Annotated in this window: 16 protein-coding genes and 1 pseudogene; 12 read left to right on the top strand and 5 right to left on the bottom strand. The window is 71.1% G+C overall.

Annotated features, from left to right (window positions below; all coding sequences use genetic code 11):
• Positions 1-36: 36 nt before the first annotated feature.
• A complete protein-coding gene (locus tag ACFY2X_RS32005) occupies positions 37-1,056 on the top strand; it encodes an LLM class F420-dependent oxidoreductase (RefSeq protein WP_389945659.1) in 1,020 nt (339 codons plus the stop codon).
• 145 nt (positions 1,057-1,201) lie between these two features.
• Here the strand turns inward: ACFY2X_RS32005 and ACFY2X_RS32000 are convergent, their stop codons facing one another.
• Positions 1,202-3,157, bottom strand: coding sequence for an FtsX-like permease family protein (locus tag ACFY2X_RS32000; protein ID WP_389945656.1), 1,956 nt, complete (start codon positions 3,155-3,157; stop codon positions 1,202-1,204).
• Positions 3,158-3,324: 167 nt separating this feature from the next.
• Positions 3,325-3,978: pseudogene (locus ACFY2X_RS31995) on the bottom strand (ABC transporter ATP-binding protein); the annotation flags it as partial.
• A 115-nt stretch (positions 3,979-4,093) separates the two neighbouring features.
• Here ACFY2X_RS31995 and ACFY2X_RS31990 point away from each other — a divergent pair.
• Positions 4,094-4,744: a response regulator gene (locus tag ACFY2X_RS31990; RefSeq protein ID WP_389945653.1), complete on the top strand. Its 651-nt coding sequence runs from the start codon at positions 4,094-4,096 to the stop codon at positions 4,742-4,744.
• Positions 4,745-4,876: 132 nt separating this feature from the next.
• The gene (locus ACFY2X_RS31985; RefSeq protein WP_389945650.1) at positions 4,877-5,533 is read left to right on the top strand and encodes a DUF4328 domain-containing protein; all 657 of its coding nucleotides are present in this window, start codon (positions 4,877-4,879) and stop codon (positions 5,531-5,533) included.
• 135 nt (positions 5,534-5,668) lie between these two features.
• Here ACFY2X_RS31985 and ACFY2X_RS31980 read toward each other — a convergent pair whose 3' ends face one another.
• Positions 5,669-5,935, bottom strand: a complete 267-nt coding sequence (locus tag ACFY2X_RS31980; RefSeq protein ID WP_389945647.1) for a DUF6504 family protein — start codon at positions 5,933-5,935, stop codon at positions 5,669-5,671.
• Between the two features lie 70 nt (positions 5,936-6,005).
• The gene (locus ACFY2X_RS31975; RefSeq protein WP_389945644.1) at positions 6,006-6,836 is read right to left on the bottom strand and encodes a GntR family transcriptional regulator; all 831 of its coding nucleotides are present in this window, start codon (positions 6,834-6,836) and stop codon (positions 6,006-6,008) included.
• Positions 6,837-7,178: 342 nt separating this feature from the next.
• On the opposite strand from ACFY2X_RS31975, the gene ACFY2X_RS31970 reads away from it, so the two are divergent.
• The 7 genes from ACFY2X_RS31970 (at position 7,179) to ACFY2X_RS31940 (ending at position 14,617) form a co-directional block, all read left to right on the top strand.
• The gene (locus ACFY2X_RS31970) at positions 7,179-8,306 is read left to right on the top strand and encodes an ABC transporter substrate-binding protein (RefSeq protein WP_389945642.1); all 1,128 of its coding nucleotides are present in this window, start codon (positions 7,179-7,181) and stop codon (positions 8,304-8,306) included.
• Positions 8,307-8,309: 3 nt separating this feature from the next.
• Positions 8,310-9,194 carry an ABC transporter permease gene (locus ACFY2X_RS31965; RefSeq protein ID WP_389945640.1) on the top strand — a complete coding sequence of 295 codons (885 nt, stop codon included), beginning with the start codon at positions 8,310-8,312 and terminating at the stop codon, positions 9,192-9,194.
• The gene (locus ACFY2X_RS31960; protein ID WP_389945637.1) at positions 9,182-10,030 is read left to right on the top strand and encodes an ABC transporter permease; all 849 of its coding nucleotides are present in this window, start codon (positions 9,182-9,184) and stop codon (positions 10,028-10,030) included. Before ACFY2X_RS31965 ends, ACFY2X_RS31960 begins: the two co-directional genes overlap by 13 nt.
• Positions 10,027-11,103, top strand: coding sequence for an ABC transporter ATP-binding protein (locus tag ACFY2X_RS31955; RefSeq protein ID WP_389945634.1), 1,077 nt, complete (start codon positions 10,027-10,029; stop codon positions 11,101-11,103). The genes ACFY2X_RS31960 and ACFY2X_RS31955 overlap by 4 nt, the downstream gene beginning before the upstream one ends.
• The gene (locus ACFY2X_RS31950) at positions 11,093-11,827 is read left to right on the top strand and encodes an HAD family hydrolase (RefSeq protein ID WP_389945631.1); all 735 of its coding nucleotides are present in this window, start codon (positions 11,093-11,095) and stop codon (positions 11,825-11,827) included. The genes ACFY2X_RS31955 and ACFY2X_RS31950 overlap by 11 nt, the downstream gene beginning before the upstream one ends.
• A 31-nt stretch (positions 11,828-11,858) precedes the next feature.
• On the top strand, positions 11,859-13,586 hold the full coding sequence (locus ACFY2X_RS31945) for a serine/threonine-protein kinase (protein ID WP_389945628.1): 1,728 nt from the start codon (positions 11,859-11,861) through the stop codon (positions 13,584-13,586).
• 71 nt (positions 13,587-13,657) lie between these two features.
• A complete protein-coding gene (locus ACFY2X_RS31940; protein ID WP_389945625.1) occupies positions 13,658-14,617 on the top strand; it encodes a quinone oxidoreductase family protein in 960 nt (319 codons plus the stop codon).
• 106 nt (positions 14,618-14,723) lie between these two features.
• Here the strand turns inward: ACFY2X_RS31940 and ACFY2X_RS31935 are convergent, their stop codons facing one another.
• Positions 14,724-16,025, bottom strand: coding sequence for an FAD-dependent oxidoreductase (locus ACFY2X_RS31935; protein ID WP_389945622.1), 1,302 nt, complete (start codon positions 16,023-16,025; stop codon positions 14,724-14,726).
• A 163-nt stretch (positions 16,026-16,188) separates the two neighbouring features.
• Here ACFY2X_RS31935 and ACFY2X_RS31930 point away from each other — a divergent pair, with 163 nt between their 5' ends.
• Together ACFY2X_RS31930 and ACFY2X_RS31925 are read left to right on the top strand one after the other, a co-directional pair.
• Positions 16,189-17,022 carry a patatin-like phospholipase family protein gene (locus ACFY2X_RS31930; RefSeq protein ID WP_389945619.1) on the top strand — a complete coding sequence of 278 codons (834 nt, stop codon included), beginning with the start codon at positions 16,189-16,191 and terminating at the stop codon, positions 17,020-17,022.
• A 26-nt stretch (positions 17,023-17,048) separates the two neighbouring features.
• Positions 17,049-18,083, top strand: a complete 1,035-nt coding sequence (locus ACFY2X_RS31925; protein ID WP_389945617.1) for a 1-acyl-sn-glycerol-3-phosphate acyltransferase — start codon at positions 17,049-17,051, stop codon at positions 18,081-18,083.
• Positions 18,084-18,092 lie beyond the last annotated feature (9 nt).

Genomic DNA, 18,092 nt, shown 5'->3' with positions numbered 1-18,092 from the left:
TTCTAATCACGAGGCGCATATTCGCAGGAGGCCTCCATGAGCACTGATCTCAAGCTTGGTCTGAATCTCGGTTACTGGCAGCGTAACCCCGATGACGCCACCGAACTCGTCCAGATTGCGGAACATCTGGGCTATGAGTCCGTCTGGACCGCGGAAGCCTACGGCAGCGACGCCTTCACCCCGCTGGCCTGGTACGGCGCGCAAACGTCCCGGATCAAGCTGGGCACCTCCGTGGTGCAGATCTCGGCCAGGACCCCGGCGGCGACCGCGATGACCGCGATGACGCTGGACCACCTGACCGGCGGGCGGCTGCTGCTGGGCATCGGCGCGTCCGGGCCCCAGGTGGTCGAGGGCTGGTACGGCAGGCCGTTCCCCAAGCCGCTCGCCCGCACCCGCGAGTATGTCGAGATCATGCGCAAGATCTGGCGCCGCGAGGAGCCGGTGACCAGTGACGGCGAGCACTACCCGCTCCCCTACCCGGGCGGGGCGAACCTCGGCAAACCGCTGAAGCTGATCACCCGTCCGCTGCGCGCGGACATCCCGCTCTATCTGGGCGCCGAGGGTCCCAGAAACGTCGCGCTGGCCGGCGAGATCGCCGACGGCTGGCTGCCGCTGTTCGTGTTCCCGGAGAAGGTGGAGCAGATGTACGGCCCGTCGCTGGCCGGGGCCAAGCCGGGCTTCGACATCGCCGCCATGGTCATGACGCTGATCACCGACGACGTCAGGGCGGCGCTGGACGGCGTGAAGATGATGCTGACCCTCTACATCGGCGGCATGGGAGCCAAAAGCCGCAACTTCCACGCCGACATCATCGGCAGGATGGGCTACGCCGAGGCCGCGGAGAGGATCCAGGCGCTCTATCTGGCCGGGCGCAAGGACGAGGCGTTCAACGCGATCCCCGACGAGCTGGCCGACGGCATCTCCCTGGTCGGCCCGGTGGGCCGGATCCGCGAGCGCCTGGAGCTGTGGCGCAAGAGCCCGGTCACCAGCCTGCTGGTGATGGGCCCCCGCGACGAGGCCTCGCTGCGGACGATCCGCGACCTCGTCCTGGGCTGACCCCGCCTGCGGGAAACACCCGGCCGGGAGGACTGCCCACCGTGGCTCCGGCCCCACGCCGCCTCCGGCGGCCGGGGTTCCCGTCTCCGAAGGTAACGACCCGTCGCCATATTTGCAATATTTCCTACTTGTTTAATATGTATACTCAGTCCGGGCGGGGCGCGAGGTCGGCGGTGACGGAGCGCAGGAGCGGGGCGCTCGCCGCTCCGGCACCGATCACCCCGGCGAAACCAAACGCCACGCAGCCCAGGAGGATGCTCACGCCGGTGACGTTCATCGAGGTGATCACGAACGGGAGCGCGCAGAACATGCCGACCGCGATGGCGCCACCGCCCATGACCGTCAGCGGGATGAGCGTCTCGGCGCGGCGGGCCTTGTTCAGCACCTCCAGCGGGGTGCCCGCCAGGCGGAGCAGGGCGTAGGTCTGCCTGCGGTCCAGGATCGAGGAGGCCGCGGTGATCCCGGCGCTGGCGATCGCGACCAGGAACGAGACCGTGAGCACGGTGACCGTGCCGGTGCGGATGTCGCCGAGGACCTGGATGCCGGAGTACTCCTCGTCGGCGGCCGAGGTGGCGGCTCGCCCCGGGACCAGACCGTCGAGCGCGGTGCGGGCCCGGTCGACGGCCTCGACTCCGCCCTCGTCGACGGAGGCGCTGAGCAGCTTGGTTCCGCCGTCGCCGCTGACTTTGACCTTCACGGGCAGACCCGCCGCGGACAGGCGCTCGCGGGCCTCGGCGGTGACCTCGGCCACCTTCGCCGAGGGGACGGAAAGACGCAGGTCGGTGGCGTTCTCACCGGCGAACAGGCCACTGTCCGGGCTGAGCAGGCCGATGAACCCGGCCACGAACCCCGTCAGGGCGACGCCGCTCACGGTCCGCCAGGCGGCTTTGGGATCGTCCACCAGGCGGCGCCCGGCCAGCAGGCGGGCCGGGCGCCTGGCCGTGCTCGCGACGACCCGGCCGATCATGCCGACCACCCACGGGCCGGCCAGGTTGATGGCCAGGAAGGCCAGGCCCAGGACGACGGCGACCACCCCGGCACTGGCTCCGAGCCCGAGCGCGGGCACCATGGCAAGGGTCGCCAGCAGCGCGGCGACCCGGACGAAGCGCATCGCCGGGGGTGTCTCCCGCTTGGCGACGCCGAGCGGGCTGACCACGACCCGGCGCAGGCCGGCCACCGCCGACAGGCCCACGAGCAGCGGCACGGCCACCAGGACGGCCAGCACGACGAGCACGCCGGGCCACACGTCGGAGGCGAACCAGGGACCACCCGCGATCTCGACCCCGGCGAGCATCGGCGCGGACAGGCCGTAGAGCGCCAGACCCAGCATCGCCCCGCCGAATGCGGTGATCACCGCCTCCGCGACGGTCATCGTGACCACCTGGCCTGGGGTCGCGCCCACCAGCCGGAGCGCGGCCAGACGCTGGTCGCGGCGGGCCACGGTGAGCCTGGCCGCCGCACCGCCGAACACCAGCAGAGGCACGACCATGAGTACGCTGGCGATCAGCCCGAGCGCCTGGTAACCCACCGCGTCGTCCGTCGGATGCCCGGCGAAACCGGAGATCTTCGTGGGCGCGGCACCGGCGCGCGGACCGTTCGACGGCTTGGCGCTCATCGTCGGCGAGTCCGGCGCCTGGCCGCGGACCGCGACGAGCTCCCCGGGGTAGACGAGTGCCTCGTCACCGACCGTTCCGCCGATCTTCTTGGGGAACCGGCCGGCGAGCTGGTCGGCCGGGAGCTTCCGGGCGAGTTCGGCCAGCGCGGGAGACAGCCAGACCTCGCCCGGCGCGGGGAAGCGGTCCAGGCCGGGCGGCGGGGTCGCCCCCGGCTTCAGCGCCGCCACGTCCACGACGGTGATCTCCCGGTCGCGCACGTAGTCCTTGCGGACGGCCTCGACCGCCACGGCCGCCCCCTTGGCCGCGACCGGGTTACGCCACGCCCCCCGGTCGGCCCGGCCCTGGAAGGCGAAGTTGACCGCCACGGCGAAGAGCAGCAGCGCGGTGGAGATCGCCACCGCGCCCGCGGTCAGCCCCGCGCCCAGCAGGCCACGACGGCCGCCGCCGCGCAGCAGCCGCCAGGTCAGGCCCATCAGCCCGCTCATCCGTTCACCCCGGGAAGGATCTGGGTCATCGGCTCCCGGAAGTCGTGACCGGGAGAGGACCCGGGAGAGAACTCGGGAGAGGACTGCGCGCCGTACCGGCCGGGAACGGCCCGCGGGTCGTCTTCGTGAGAGGCGGGAGAAGGCTGCGCGCCGTACCCGCCGGGAATGATCTGGCCGTCGCGGACCTCGACCACGCGGTCGCACCAGCGGGCCACCTGCGGGTCGTGGGTGACGACCACCAGCGAGGCCCCGTTGTGCTTGGTCGCCTCCACCAGCAGCCGCATCGTGTCCTGACCGGTGCTCTGGTCGAGCGCGCCGGTCGGCTCGTCGGCGAAGATCACCGCGGGCCGGATCACCAGCGCGCGGGCGATCGCCACCCGCTGCGCCTGGCCTCCGGAGAGCTCGCCGGGACGGCGGCCCTCCATGCCGCCGAGGCCGAGCGGGCCGAACCACTCGCGGGCCTGCCGTACGGCCTCCGCCCGGGACACGTTGCCGAGCATGAGCGGCAGGGCGACGTTCTCCTCGGCCGGAAGCTCGGGCAGGAGCTGGCCGAACTGGAACACGAACCCGAACCGGGTGCGGCGCAGGGCGCTGCGCCCGCGCTCGCCCATCGCGTCGATGCGCTGGCCGAGCAGGTGCACCTCCCCCGCGTCCGGCTTCATGATCCCGGCGAGGCAGTGCAGCAGGGTCGACTTGCCCGACCCACTCGGTCCCATGATCGCCACGGCCTCGCCGCCCTGCACGGCCAGCCCGACGCCCCCCAGTGCCACGGTCGGACCGAACCGCTTGACCAGGTTGATTCCTTCAAGAACAACGCTCATGACACAGACCCTCCCCCGCGGAGGGGTCACAGGGGATCAGCCGACCGTTCGATTCCCCTGTCATGGCATCGTCCGAAAGTCCGATGGCGCGTGTCGAGCTGGCAGAATCCATCAGGTGACGATTCGGGTGCTCATCGCTGACGATCAGGAACTGGTCCGTACCGGATTCCAGATGATTCTGGACTCCCAGGAGGACATCGAGGTCGTGGCGACCGCCGCGAACGGCGCCGACGCCGTCGAGCACGCGCGGAGACTCCGGCCCGACGTGTGCCTGCTCGACATCCGGATGCCCAAGCTGGACGGACTGGAGGCCACCCGGATCCTGGCCGGGCCGGGGGTGCCCGATCCGATGCGGGTGGTCATCGTCACGACCTTCGACCTCGACGAATACGTCTACGGGGCGCTGCGCGCGGGGGCGACGGGGTTCCTGCTCAAGGACAGTGGGCCGACGCTGCTGATCGAGGCGATCCGGGCGGCGGCGGCCGGAGACGCGCTCGTGTCGCCGTCGGTGACCGTGCGCCTGCTGGAGCATCTGGCCCACCCTCGCAACGACGGCGCCCGGCCGCCCGCCGAGCCGCTCACCGAGCGCGAGCTGGACGTCGTCCGCCTGGTGGCCAGGGGACGGACCAACCAGGAGGTCGCCGCCGAGCTGTTCGTCTCGCTGTCCACGATCAAGACGCATCTGGGAAGCATCCAGTCGAAGCTCGGGGCCAGGAACCGGGTGGAGATCGCGGCCTGGGCCTGGGAGTCCCGGGTGGTCAGCTGATTAGCAAAGGGGCGGACGGGATAGAAGAAGGGCAAGTCATTCAGCGCATGCCGGGGGGAGATATACATGCGCTTTGCCCCACTTCTACAGAAAAAATCATCTTCAGCCGTCTATCTAGCCCTCGCCATTCAGGTGATCGCGACCACCGCCCTGGTGATCTTCGAGCAGGTTCGCGGCCGGCGGCTGGCCCGGGAGATCTCGGCGCTCGGCGGTGATCCCCACTCCCCCGGCGCACAGGCGGTCGTCGGCGCGGTCACCGTCTTCGCCGTCCTGATCATGTTCGTCGCCGCGGCCACGATCGCGGCCGCCGCCGCCTACCTGACCTGGCTGATCCGGGCCTGGCGGAACGTCTCCCCCTTCGCTTCGCCGACGTCCGCGGTCCTGGCCGGATGGTTCGTCCCGGTGGTCAATCTGGTCGTCCCGCCGGTGTTGACGCACCGTCTCTGGCAGGCCTCGCACCCACCGGCGGACCGCCATGGCCGCTGGCCGGCGCTGCTCGGCGCCTGGTGGCTGAGCTGGCTGGCCGTGCTCGCCCTGATCCCGGTGCGGCTGCCGCTCGACACCGCCCCGGGGAACGCGGACCTGACCGGCCTCGGCCCGGTCGAACTGGCCGCCATCGCGATCTCCGCCCTGCTGTGCGCGGCGACCGTCCGGGAGATCACCGAGATCCAGGCCGCGGGTTCCCGCCGCCTCGCCCGGTTCCCGGCGGGCCAGACCACGCCGGAGATCGTCTCGCAGGTCCTCGCGGGGCCGATCCCGTCGCAACAGGCTCGTTCCGCCGAGCGGTGACCGTGTGAATCCACGGCCGCGGATTCCCCGCCGCGGATTCCCCGCCGTGGATTTCCGGCTCCCGGACAGGCGTGCCGCGGCCTCCCCGGAGCGCGCACGCCGGGGACGGCGACCCGGACGGGACGAGACGGGCGGTCACTCCCACGCTCTGACCAGCAGCCAGCCCTCACTTGCGGTGTCGAAGCGAAGCTCGTAGGTGCCGATCCGGCTGCCGGGGTCGGCCTCGACCCGCCAGAAGCGGCGTTCACCCGGATCGCTGTCGGAGGTCTTCCACCACTCTCGCGAGATCACCCAGTGGTCGAGCACTCGGCGGACGGCGTGGAGCCGGTCCCGCCAGACGAACTGGACCGGCCGCCCGTCGCGGGTCCACACATCGATCGGATCACCGTAAAGTCTGCTCACGACGCTTCTCCCCGTGGCCTTCAGATGGTCACCCGGGGGAAGACGGGCCTTGCTTGTCGAACTTACGTTCTCATGGGGTGGAACGCAAGTCCCCCACCTGCCGCACCAGTGGATTGGCGTCCACGGAGTTACGGATGCTGAACGTCACGCTGCCCGCGCGGTAGCGGTCGTCGGACCACTCCACCGGGCGGCCCTCGTGGGTGGTGGTGATCCGGCGCTGGCGCAGCAGCGGGCTGCCTCGCCGTACGGCCAGCAACCGGGCGTCCTCCATCCCGGCCGGGACCGCGTCGATGAGGTGCTCACCGTAGGCGAAGACAAGGCCGACGCTGTCGTAAAGGGCCTGGGTGATCGACTCGCAGTCGGGGGCGATCCGCTCGACGGCGGGGGCGATCCACCCGGCGTAAACGGTCCGTTCCAGCATCACCGGCTCGCCTTCGAGCGAGCGGAGCCGCACGACCGACAGCACGGGCTCTCCCGGCTGGAGCGCCAGCCGTACCGCATCCGTGGCGCTGGCGCCCCGGCGGCGCTGCTCCAGCACCTGCCCGCTGACCCGGTAACCCATCGCCCGCGCCCACTGGGCGAAGCTGTGCAGCTCGGCGAAGCTCTGACTGCGCTCGCGGCCGAGCACGATGCGCCGGGCCCCCTGCCGGGACCCGACCAGACCCTCGGTGGCGAGCACGGCCACCGCCTGGCGGATCGTGCCGCGCGATGCCGCGAAGCGGGCGGCGAGCTCGGCCTCGGAGGGCAGCTGGGCGCCCACGGCGTACTCACCGCGCATGATCTCGTCGCGCAACTCGCCGGCGATCCGCACGTAGCGCGCCGTCATGGACGCCCCCACCCTGACGCTCGCCGGTCGCGCGATCTCGCCTCGCGGCCCGGCCTTGTCCTGCCCCACAAGCATGCCGACATGATCGCACTCATCCGAGCCCGCCGGACGCGCGATCTCGCCCCAGGATCCAAGCCCGCCTCGCTTCTCAAGCTCGCCCTTCGCCCCGGACCGGCCTCCGCCATGTGCGCACTGCGCGCACCGGCGGCCGATCCGTCTACACCCTAAACAAGGATGAACCACTCATGAAGCCCCAGCTCTCGCATTCCGCTGACGTACTCCTGGGGTTAACCGAACGGAAACCAATTACCGATGCACTGGGTCTAGCTTGTTTGTACAAGTTCCTCTACCTTCAGTGCTTATTGCGCACCCCCCTTGGGAGACATCGTGTTCTCATCCCGAGTTCGCTTCGCAGGCATGACCGCGTTCCTCCTGGTGGGAGCCGCTGCGTGTGGAGCGGCCCCGACCACCGCGACCACCTCGGGCGGCGGCTCCTCGGCCGGCGTGGACGCCCGGACCGCCGCCTCCGCGGCCGACTTCGGCGGGCTGGACAAGCTCGTCGAGGCCGCGAAGAAGGAGGGCAAGCTCCACGTCATCGCCCTGCCGCCCGACTGGGCCAACTACGGAAAGATCATCGAAGCGTTCAAGGCGAAGTACGGCATCGAGATCGAGAGCGAGACCCCCGACGCCGCCAGCGCCGACGAGATCAACGCGCTGAAGACCCGCAAGGGCCAGGACCGCGCCCCCGACGTGGTCGACGTCAGCCAGAGCTTCGCCATCAGCGGCGCCGGCGAAGGCCTGTTCGCGCCCTACAAGGTCCAGACGTGGGACAAGATCCCCGCCAATCAGAAGGAGCCCAGCGGCCTCTGGTTCAACGACTACGGCGGCTACGTGTCGATCGGCTGCGACGCCAAGAAGATCGCCAAGTGCCCGGAGAGCTTCGCCGACCTGCTCAAGCCCGAGTACAAGGGCAAGGTCGCGCTGAACGGCAACCCCACCAAGTCCGGTTCGGCGTTCGCGGGCGTGTACGCGGCGTCCCTCGCCAACGGCGGCTCCTTCGACGACGTCCAGCCCGGCCTGGAGTTCTTCAAGAAGCTCAAGGCCGCGGGCAACTTCAACCCGGTGGAGACCACCCCCGCCACCATCGAGAAGGGCGAGACCCAGATCAGCATCGACTGGGACTACAACAACGCCGCCTACGCCCCCAAGATGGCCGAGAAGGGCCTGGACTGGAAGACGGTCATCCCGTCGGACGGCAAATACTTCCAGCTCTACGCGCAGGCCATCAACAAGGACGCCCCGCACCCGGCCGCCGCCCGGCTGTGGCAGGAGTTCCTCTACAGCCCCGAGGGCCAGAACCTCTACCTCGGCGGCTTCGCCCGCCCGGTGCTGCTGCCCGCCATGAAGGCCGACGGCTCGATCGACAAGGCCGCCGAGTCCAACCTGCCCCCGGTCGACGGTGAGCCCACCTTCCCGACCGAGGCACAGGTGAACAAGGCCAAGGAAGCCCTGGCCGCCGGCTGGGACGCAGCCGTCGCGGGCTGATCCATGACGACGATCGACAAGAGTGCGGCCACCCGAGGCGGCGGCCGCACCCGGTCCAAGGGGTGGGCCGCCACCCTGCCCCTGTTCGGTTTCATGGCGCTGACCTTCGGAATCCCGGCGGTCACGCTGCTGATCGGCGCGTTCACGGTCAAGGACCCGCAGACCAAGGTCTCCGCCTTCAGCACCGCCAACGTGACCGCCAGCCTCCAGGGCAACTACCTGGCCACCATCCTGAGCAGCGTGCAACTGTCGGCCGTGGTCGCGGTGCTCGGCGCGGTGCTGGGCGCCTTCCTGGCCCAGGCGGTGGTCACCTCCCGGTTCCGGGTGCTGCGCGAGGCGGTGCTGACCGCCTCGGGCGTGCTGGCGAACTTCGGCGGCGTCCCGCTGGCGTTCATCTGGATCGCCACGCTGGGCAACTCGGGCGTGCTCACCAAGACCCTGGGGCTGGGCGAGGCCGGCTGGAACCTGTACAGCTTCTGGGGCCTGGCCATGGTCTACCTGTACTTCTCGATTCCGCTGATGGTCCTGGTCATGACCCCCGCGCTGGACGGCCTGCGCCCGCAGTGGCGGGAGGCGGCGCAGAACAGCGGCGCCACCTCCTGGCAGTTCTGGCGGCACGTCGGCATCCCGGTGCTGGCCCCCGCGCTGCTCGGCGGGGTGGTGCTGCTGTTCGGCGGCGCGTTCGCCGCCTACGCCACCGCCCGGGCGATGGTCGGCAGCACGGTCCCGCTGGTCACCCTGCAGATCGAGAACGCGCTCACCGGCGACGTGCTGATCGGCCACGAGAACATCGCGCTCGCGCTCAGCCTCGACATGATCGTCATCGCGATCCTGGTGATGGCGGTCTACCTGCCGCTGCAGAAGAGGAGCTCCCGATGGCTGCGGTAGCCGCCGTGCCCGAGATCGCCCCCGCCCCGTCCGCCCGCCCCCGGCGGGTGCGGGCCTGGCGAGGTGCCGTGCTGGGCGTCGCGGCGCTCTACTTCCTCGTTCCGATGGCCGTCTCGTTCTGGTTCACCGTCCACACCGAGACGAAGGGTTTCTCGCTCGACGCCTACGCGCGGATCGTCTCCGCGCCGGGGTTCGTCTCAAGCCTGCTGCTCTCCTTCGGTCTGGCCGCCGCGACGATCGTGACGGTGCTGCTGCTGACGCTGCCGGCGATGCTGGCCGTACGGCTCGGCGCGCCGCGGCTGCGGCCCGCGCTGGAGCTGCTCACCACGCTCCCCCTGGTCGTGCCGCCGATCACCTACGTGGTCGGCATCGGCACGGCGCTGCGCGGCGGCACCGACGCGCTGGCCGCCACGCCGTTCTGGGCGACGCTGATCGCGATCCAGGACGAGAGTTTCCCGATCGTGCTCGTCCTGGCCTACGTGGTGCTCACCCTGCCGTTCGTCTACCGGTCGCTGGACGCCGGGCTGCGGGTGATCGACGTGCGGACCCTGGTGGAGGCGGCCCGCAACCTGGGCGCCTCATGGCCGCACGTGCTGTTCCGGGTGATCATCCCCAACATCCGCTCCGCGATCGCCAGCGCCTCGTTCCTCACCCTCGCGCTGGTGCTCGGCGAGTACACCATCTCCGCCCTGCTCGGCTACCAGACGTTCCCGGTCTGGATCGTGACGATCTCCGGCAACGACGGACAGCTGTCGGTGGCCCTGTCAATCATCAGCCTGCTGCTCATCTGGCTGCTGTTGCTCACCCTCTCGGGAGCAGGAAGGAAGCGCTCATGACAGTCGAGCTCCGGGGGCTGCGTCGCACGTTCGGCCACACGGTCGCCCTGGACGGCCTGGACCTCACCGTCAGGCAGGGCGAGCTGATGGCCCTGCTCGGCCCGTCGGGGTGCGGCAAGACCACGGCCCTGCGCTGCGTGGCCGGTTTCGAGTTCCCCGACTCCGGCGCGGTGCTGGTGGACGGAAAGGACATCACCCGGGTGCCCGCCAACCGGCGGGACGCGGGCATGGTCTTCCAGTCCTACTCGCTGTTCCCCAACCTGAACGCCCGCGACAACGTGGCCTTCGGGCTCCGGGTCCGCAAGGTGGCCGCCGCCAAGCGCCACGCCAGGGCCGCCGAGCTGCTGGAGCTGGTCGGCCTTCCCGCACACGCCGAGCGCTATCCGCACGAGCTCTCCGGTGGCCAGCAGCAGCGTGTCGCGCTGGCCAGGGCGCTGGCCCTGGAGCCCCGGGTGCTGTTGCTGGACGAGCCGCTGTCGGCGCTGGACGCCAAGGTCCGGGTGACGCTGCGGGAGGAGATCCGGCGCCTCCAGCTCGACCTGGGCATCACCACCATCTTCGTGACCCATGATCAGGAGGAGGCGCTGTCCGTCGCCGACCACGTCGCGGTGCTCCGCGACGGGCGGCTGGAGCAGTGCGGCTCCCCCGCCGAGGTCTACGACCGGCCGGCCACGCCGTTCGTGGCGGAGTTCGTCGGCACGATGAACCACGTCCCCGGCCGCCTTTCGGGGAACGAGGTCACGGTCCTGGGCCAGCGGCTGCCCGTCGACGGTGCGCTGCCCGCATCCTCCGACGTGGACGTGCTGATCCGGCCCGAGACCGTGCTCGTCACGCCCGACCCGGAGGGCAAGGCGACGATCGTGGCGTCGTCCTTCCGCGGCGCCTCCGCGCGCCTGCGGGTGCGGCTGGGCGAGCTGGAAGTCCTCAGCGACGTGCCCGGCCACGACGCCGTGCGGCTGGCCCCCGGCACGCAGGTGGCCCTCAGCCTCGTCCAGCGGCCGGTCCTCGTCTCCGAGCGCACCGCCGCCACCACCCTTCCCGCCGAGATGGAGGATCCCGCCGGTGTCAACTGAACCGCGCGCCGTCCTGTTCGACATGGACGGCACGCTCGTGGACACCGAGGGACTGTGGTGGGAGGCGTGCGCGGCGGTGGCCGCGGAGCTCGGCCTGGAACTGACCGAGGCGGACACCGGACACGTGCTCGGCCGCCCGGTCGAGCACACCGCCGCCCATCTCGTACGGCAAGGCCGGATCTCCCCCGTCGAGGCGTCCGTCGAGAGCATCGGCAGGCGGCTCACCGACGCCTTCGCGGAACGGATCGAGGGCGGGGTGACCCCGCTGCCCGGTGCGATCCGGCTGCTGGACGACCTGCGCGCGGCGGGCGTGCCGACGGCTCTGGTCAGCGCCTCCCCCCGGCAGATCGTGGACATGGTGCTCCGCACGGTCGGGGCGGAGCGGTTCCGCCTGGTCGTGGCCGCCGAGGACACCGCGCGCGGCAAGCCGCTGCCGGACCCGTACCTCAAGGCCGCCGCCGAGCTGGGCGTGGATCCCGCCGAGTGCGTGGCCGTGGAGGACAGCCCCACCGGCATCGCGGCGGCACGGGCCGCGGGATGCCGGGTGGTGGCGGTGCCGGGCGGCACCATGGAGGGCACTGCGGGCGGCACTGCGGGCGGCGCTGCGGGCGGCGCTGTGGGCGACGCCGCGGTGCCGTACGGCGTGCTGGTGGTGGACAGCCTGGAGGATGTGAACCTGATGCTGCTGCGGCTGCTGGCCGCCGGGGAGATCTCGGTAAGCTAGGCCGCTCATATGACGGCACATGCGGTTAGGTATGACGGTGAACAACCTCAGTCCGGGTGATCCTCTCCAGATCGGGCGATACCGCGTGCTCGGCCAGCTGGGCCGGGGCGGAATGGGCACGGTCCACCTCGGTGAATCCCCCGAGGGGCAGCGCGTCGCCATCAAGGTGATCAATCCGGAATACAGCCAGCACGAGCAGTTCCGGATGCGCTTCCGCCGGGAGGCGGAGGCGGCCCAGCGGGTCCGCCGGTTCTGCACCGCCGCGGTGCTCGAGGCCGCGCTCGACGGCGACCAGCTCTACGTGGTCACCGAATACGTGCCCGGTCCGAACCTGGAGGAGGCCGTGCGGTCGCAGGGGCCGCTCCGCGGCTCCAGCCTCGACGCGCTGGCGGTCGGCGTGGCGACCGCGCTCACCGCGATCCACGGTGCCGGGGTCGTGCACCGCGACCTCAAGCCGTCCAACGTGCTGCTCTCCCCGGTCGGCCCCCGGGTGATCGACTTCGGCATCGCCCGCGCCCTGGACACGCTCAGCGGGATCACCGGGACCGGCGAGATCATCGGCACGCCCCGCTACATGGCGCCCGAGGTGCTGCGCGGCGAGCCGGTCTCCCCGGCCTGCGACGTGTTCTCCTGGGGCTGCCTGGTGGCCTTCGCGGCGAGCGGCCACGCGCCGTTCGGCGGGGAGGCGCTGCCCGCGGTGCTCTATCAGGTGCTCAACACCGAGCCGTCGCTGGAGGGCATGGAGCCGTCGCTGCGCGAGCTGGTGGCGTACGCCATCGCCAAGGACCCGAGAAACCGGCCCACCTCCCAGCAGGTCCTCGACCACCTGGTCGGCCGGGCGGCCGCGCCCGAGCAGGCCGCGTCCTCGGTCCAGACGGCCTGGCAGCAGAGCCCGCCCGCGACGACCGCGACCGCCCAGTGGCAGGCCGGGCCGACGGAGCGGCACACCGGTCCGGGCACGATCACGGCTCCGGCCGCCGGGCAGCCGGCCAGGCGCAAGAAGCTGATCGCCGGAGCGGCGGTGGCGGCCGTGGTCGCGACGGCCGGCGGGGTCGGCCTGTATCTCGCGCTCTCCGCCGGTGGGCCGCCCAGCGACCTCCGCCTGGTCTACCAGGACGACTTCACCCAGAGCGGGAACGGCTGGAGCGGCGGCACCTACGAGGGCGACAGCAGGTACGGCTACGCCCCCGAGGGCTACTACGCCATGGACGTGGACGGCTCCAACTCCGTCCTGCGGGAGGAGGCGCCGGTCCCCTTCGTGACCGCCCCGCCCGCCACCCCCGACCCCTCGGCCAGTCCCACGCCGGTCATTCCCGGCCGGTTGCTGCTCGGCGTCGACATCAAGATCCGCAGCAGTACCGGCGGCACGGGCGAGTACGGCCTGTTCTGCCGGGGTGACGACGGCACCCGGGCGACCCGGTACGAGTTCCTGCTCGACACCGCGGGCAACGCCCGCATCCGTAAAAGCGTCAACAGCGCCGGTGGCGACCTCGCCAAGGCCACCCCGGTCACCCTGGAGAAGGGCGAGTCCGTCCACCTGCAGGCCGAGTGCTCGGGCAGCTCCCAGGGCGTGCAGCTCGCCATGTGGGTCAACGGTGACCGGGTCCAGTCGATCCTGGACTCCAGTCCGCTGCCCCCCGGGAATGTCGGCATGGTCGCCCGGGTCGGCGAGAACAGCAAATCCTCGCTCAAAACCTCCTTCGACAACTTCACCATGCACGGCGCCGTACAGGGCTCCTCTTCCTCCAAAAGCCAATAATCGGGAACAACGTGTGATCGGCACGGAGTTGAGGATGGTCAAGGCACACAACTGAGCGAAGGAAGCTGCATATGCGCGCCATAGTCGTCTCCGCCACCGGCGGGCCCGAGGTTCTCACCTACACCGACCACCCGGATCCCGTGCCGAACCCCGGCGAGGTGGCGGTCGACGTCGCCGCCAGCGGCGTGAACTTCATCGACGTCTACCACCGGATGGGCCGCTACCCGCTCCCCCTGCCGTTCGTCCCCGGCAACGAGGGCGCGGGCACCGTCACGGCGGTCGGCGAGGACGTCACGGGGGTCTCCGTCGGCGACACCGTGGCCTGGAGCGGCGTGATGGGCAGCTACGCGGAGAAGGCCGTGGTGCCCGCCTCCCAGCTGCTCGCCGTGCCCGAGGGGGTCACGGCGGAGGTCGCGGCCGCCGTCACGCTCCAGGGACTGACCGCGCACTATCTGACCCACTCCACCTACGAGGTGAAACCCGGCGACGACGTGCTGGTGCACGCCGCAGCCGGGGGGATGGGCCTGCTGCTCACCCAGATCGCCAAGCTGCGCGGCGCCCGGGTGATCGGCACGGTCTCCACCGAGGAGAAGGAGAAGCTGGCCCGCCAGGCGGGCGCCGACGAGGTCCTCCGCTACAGCGGCTTCGCCGACGCGGTCCGCGACCTCACCGGTTCCGGCGTGCACGTCGTCTACGACGGAGTGGGCGCGACCACTTTCGACGAGAGTCTCTCCTCGCTGCGCCCGCGCGGCATGATGGCCCTGTACGGCCAGGCCAGCGGCCCGGTCCCGCCCGTCGACCCGCAGCTTCTCAACCAGCGCGGCTCCCTGTTCCTGACCCGGCCCACGCTCACCCACTACATCGCCACCCGTGAGGAGCTGGCCTGGCGGGCCTCCGACATCTTCGGCTGGGTGGCCTCGGGGCGGCTCAAGGTGCACATCTCCCACCGCTACCCCATGGCCGAGGCCGCCAGGGCCCACGAGGACCTTGAGGCCCGCCGTACGACCGGTAAGGTCCTGCTCCTCCCCTGACCCGGAGAGCCCTCCGGGGCCCTCCGGGAACCCTGGGATCCTCCGGGGCCCTCCGGGAACCCTGGGATCCTCCGGGGACTCCGGGATCCTCCGGGAGGGAGCGGGGTCAGCCCCGCAGGGCCCGCCACAGCACGGCCGGGCGCATGAGCGCCGCGGGCGGATCGAGCAGGCCGCTCACCCGGGTGAAGGCGACCGCGACCCGCGGGTCACGCGCGGCGACCCGCTGCAGCCTGCCGATGTAGGCGTTGAGCATGCGGGCCATCGGGGTTCGTGCCGCCTCGGCCTGGCGGAGGGCCAGGTCGGCGCCGCTGGAGAGCTGCCAGGCGGGGTCGAGGGCCTTGGCGGCGGCGGCGAAGTAGCGGCGGGCGAGGTCGCCGGTGCCGTCGCGCAGGCAGTCGCGCATGGCGATCGCGTACAGCCCGCCGACCGCCATCCCCTGACCGTAGACCGGGTTGAAGCTGCAGATCGCGTCGCCGGTGACGAGCAGCCCCTCGGGAAAACGGCTCAGCCGTTCGTATCTGCGCCGCGTGCTGGTCGGGATCCTGGCCGTGCCGATCTCGCCGAGGGGTTCGGCCGCGCGCACCGCGGCCGACACGTCGGCCGGGGCCGCCTCGTCGAGCCAGGCGAAGAACCCCTCGGGGTCGGTGGGCGGGCGCATCCCGTCGTGGCCGCCCAGCGTCACCAGCCAGCGATCGCCCTCCACCGCGCAGAGCGCGGCGCCCTTGGGCTGACCGGGGTAGGTCCCCAGGATGATCATGCGATCCTTGTCCAGGGCTCCCTTGGGGAGCCTGAGGTACCACGTCGCGTAGGCGATCTCGACCTTGATGGTCTCCTCCTCCGGCCGGTCGAATCCCATCGACTCCAGCCAGGCGAGCGTCCGCCCTCCCCGGCCCATCGCGTCGACGACGAGATCGGCGGGCAGTTCCCTCTCTCCGTCGTCATCGGCGATCCGCGCGCCCACGACCCTGCCGTCCCGCGTCATGAGCCCGCTGACCTGGCTGCGGTCCGCCGTCACCACGTTCCGCAGCTCCCGCACCCGCCGCAGGATGTGGCTTTCCAGGAACGGCCGGGTCGAGGACACCCCCACCTCGCCCGTCGGCATCCTCGCGAACTCGTGCCCGCCGAAGATCATCCGAAGGTGCACGATCATCTCGTACGGCACGGCCCCCTCGGCCACCATCTCCTCGGTGAGCCCGGGGAACAACTCCTCCAGGATCTGCAGGCCACGCGGCAGCAGCGAGTGCGCGTGAAACCCCTGGGGCACGCCCTTGCGTGGGCCTCCCGCTCCCAGCGCGTCGCGTTCGACGAGGGTCACCCGGTCATAGAAGTCCGCCAGCACCCGCGCGGCGAGCAGCCCGCTGACCCCCGCCCCCAGAACGATCGCGTGTTCTCCGACTCTGCGGGTCATCGACACCTCCACATGGTCGCGGCGGCGTTTTACGGTCCTTACGGTCCGCCGCGAAGAAATCGTGATATCGGTACGTATTGATCAACAATGATCATCCACCACGCGGGGCCGTTGCAGAACGAGCGGTCTATCGTGAGGCCATGAGCGTGCCTATGGTGAGGTCATGAGCGTGCATACGGCCTTCGTGCTCGGCGGCGGAGGCGTGCTCGGCGCCCACGAGGTGGGCATGCTGCGGGCACTGGACGAGGCGGGCATCAAACCGGATGTGATCGTCGGCACGTCGGTGGGCGCGCTGAACGGCGTCATGCTCGCGGCCGACCCCGGCGACGCGGTCGCCGGCCTGACCGCGCTGTGGCGCTCCGACGTGGTCCGGACGGCTTTCGCCGGATCATGGATGACCCGGTTGTCCACCCTCGCGAAAACCGGCACCCACCTGCACTCCCCCGGCCCGCTGCGCGGCCTGCTGGCCAGGACGCTGCCGGTCTCCCGCATCGAGGACCTGCCGGTGCCGTTCCAGTGCGTGGCGGCCTCCGTCGAGCGCGCCGCCGCCCACTGGTTCACCGAAGGCCCCCTGGTCGAGGCGGTCCTCGCCTCCTGCGCCGTCCCCGGGCTGCTCCCGCCCATCCGCATCGGCGACGAGCACTTCCTCGACGGCGGCCTGGTCCACAGCATCCCCGTCGGCCGTGCCGTCGCCCTCGGCGCCCGCCGCGTGTACGTCCTGCATGTCGGCCGGATCGAACGGCCCCTGGTCGTCCCGCGCCGGCCGTGGGAGGTCGGCCTGACCGCCTTCGAGATCGCCCGCCGCCACCGCTTCGCCGAGGAGATGGCGGCCCTTCCCGCCGACATCGAGGTCCATGTCATGCCCGCTGGCAGCGACACCCGCCCCGGGGTGGATTTTTCCCAGCTGCGCTACCGGGATTCATCGCATATATCTGGATATATCGAGCGTGCTTACCGCGCCTCGTCCCGCTACCTGGCTCAGCAGTCGGCCACCTGAGCCCGCCGTACAGGCAGGAGGCCACCGTGCTCCCTCCTCGCATCCTGCGCCGCCTGATCCTCGCCCCTCTCGTCATCGTGCTCACCGTGATCGCGGTGGTCACGCTTCCGATCTGGCTGCCGGTGATGGCCGTGGCCTCGCTCCGTCTGCCGCCACCGCAGCGGCGCGGCATCCGGCTGGTCTGGTTCGCGGTAGCGTGGCTGACCCTGGAGTCGATGGCGCTGATCGCCTGCCTGGGCCTCTGGGTGGCCGGCGGGTTCGGCGGGCGGCTCCACCGGGACGAGTATCAGGAGCGGCACTACACCCTGATCCGGTGGTTCCTGGCCAAGGTGTACGGGATGGCCGTACGGATCTTCCGCCTGAGCGTCGAGATCGACGAGCCGCCGCCCACCTCTGACGAGCTCTCCCGCCGCCTCACCCGTCCGATCATCGTCCTGTCCCGCCACGCGGGCCCCGGCGACTCCTTCCTGCTGGTCCACCACCTTCTCACCCTGTACGGCAGGCGCCCCAGGATCGTGATGAAGGCGGCCCTGCAGTTCGACCCGTCCCTGGACGTGGTGATCAACCGCCTCCCCAACGCCTTCGTCCCCCGCAAGGTCACCTCGGAGGCCATCCTCGCCGAGATCCGCCGCCTGGCCTCCGGCATGGACGCCGACGACGCCCTCGTGATCTTCCCTGAGGGGGGCAACTTCACCCCCAGGCGCCGCTGGCGCGCCATCCTCCGGCTGGAGGAGAAGGGCCTGGCCGAAGAGGCCGTCCGGGCCCGTGGGCTCGAGCACCTCCTGGCCCCTCGCCCGAACGGCGCCATCACCGCCATCGAGGCCTGCCCCACCGCGGACGTGATCTTCGTCGCCCACACCGGCCTCGACGACCTCATCACCCTCGGCGACGTCTGGCGCAAGCTGCCCATGCGCGCCGAGATCAAGGCCAAGTGGTGGCGCGTCCAGTCGGCCGACGTCCCCCGTGACCGCGAGACCCAGATCCGCTGGCTCTTCGACCAGTGGGAGCAGATCGACGCCTGGATCACCGAGAATCGGCCCGCCCCCGCCGCCAGGGCCTGATCGTGGGCA

Source organism: Streptosporangium sp. NPDC000396, from assembly GCF_042898655.1.
GTDB lineage: Bacteria > Actinomycetota > Actinomycetes > Streptosporangiales > Streptosporangiaceae > Streptosporangium.
Note: the sequence above shows the minus strand (reverse complement) of the source record. Positions and strands in the feature narration are given on the sequence as shown.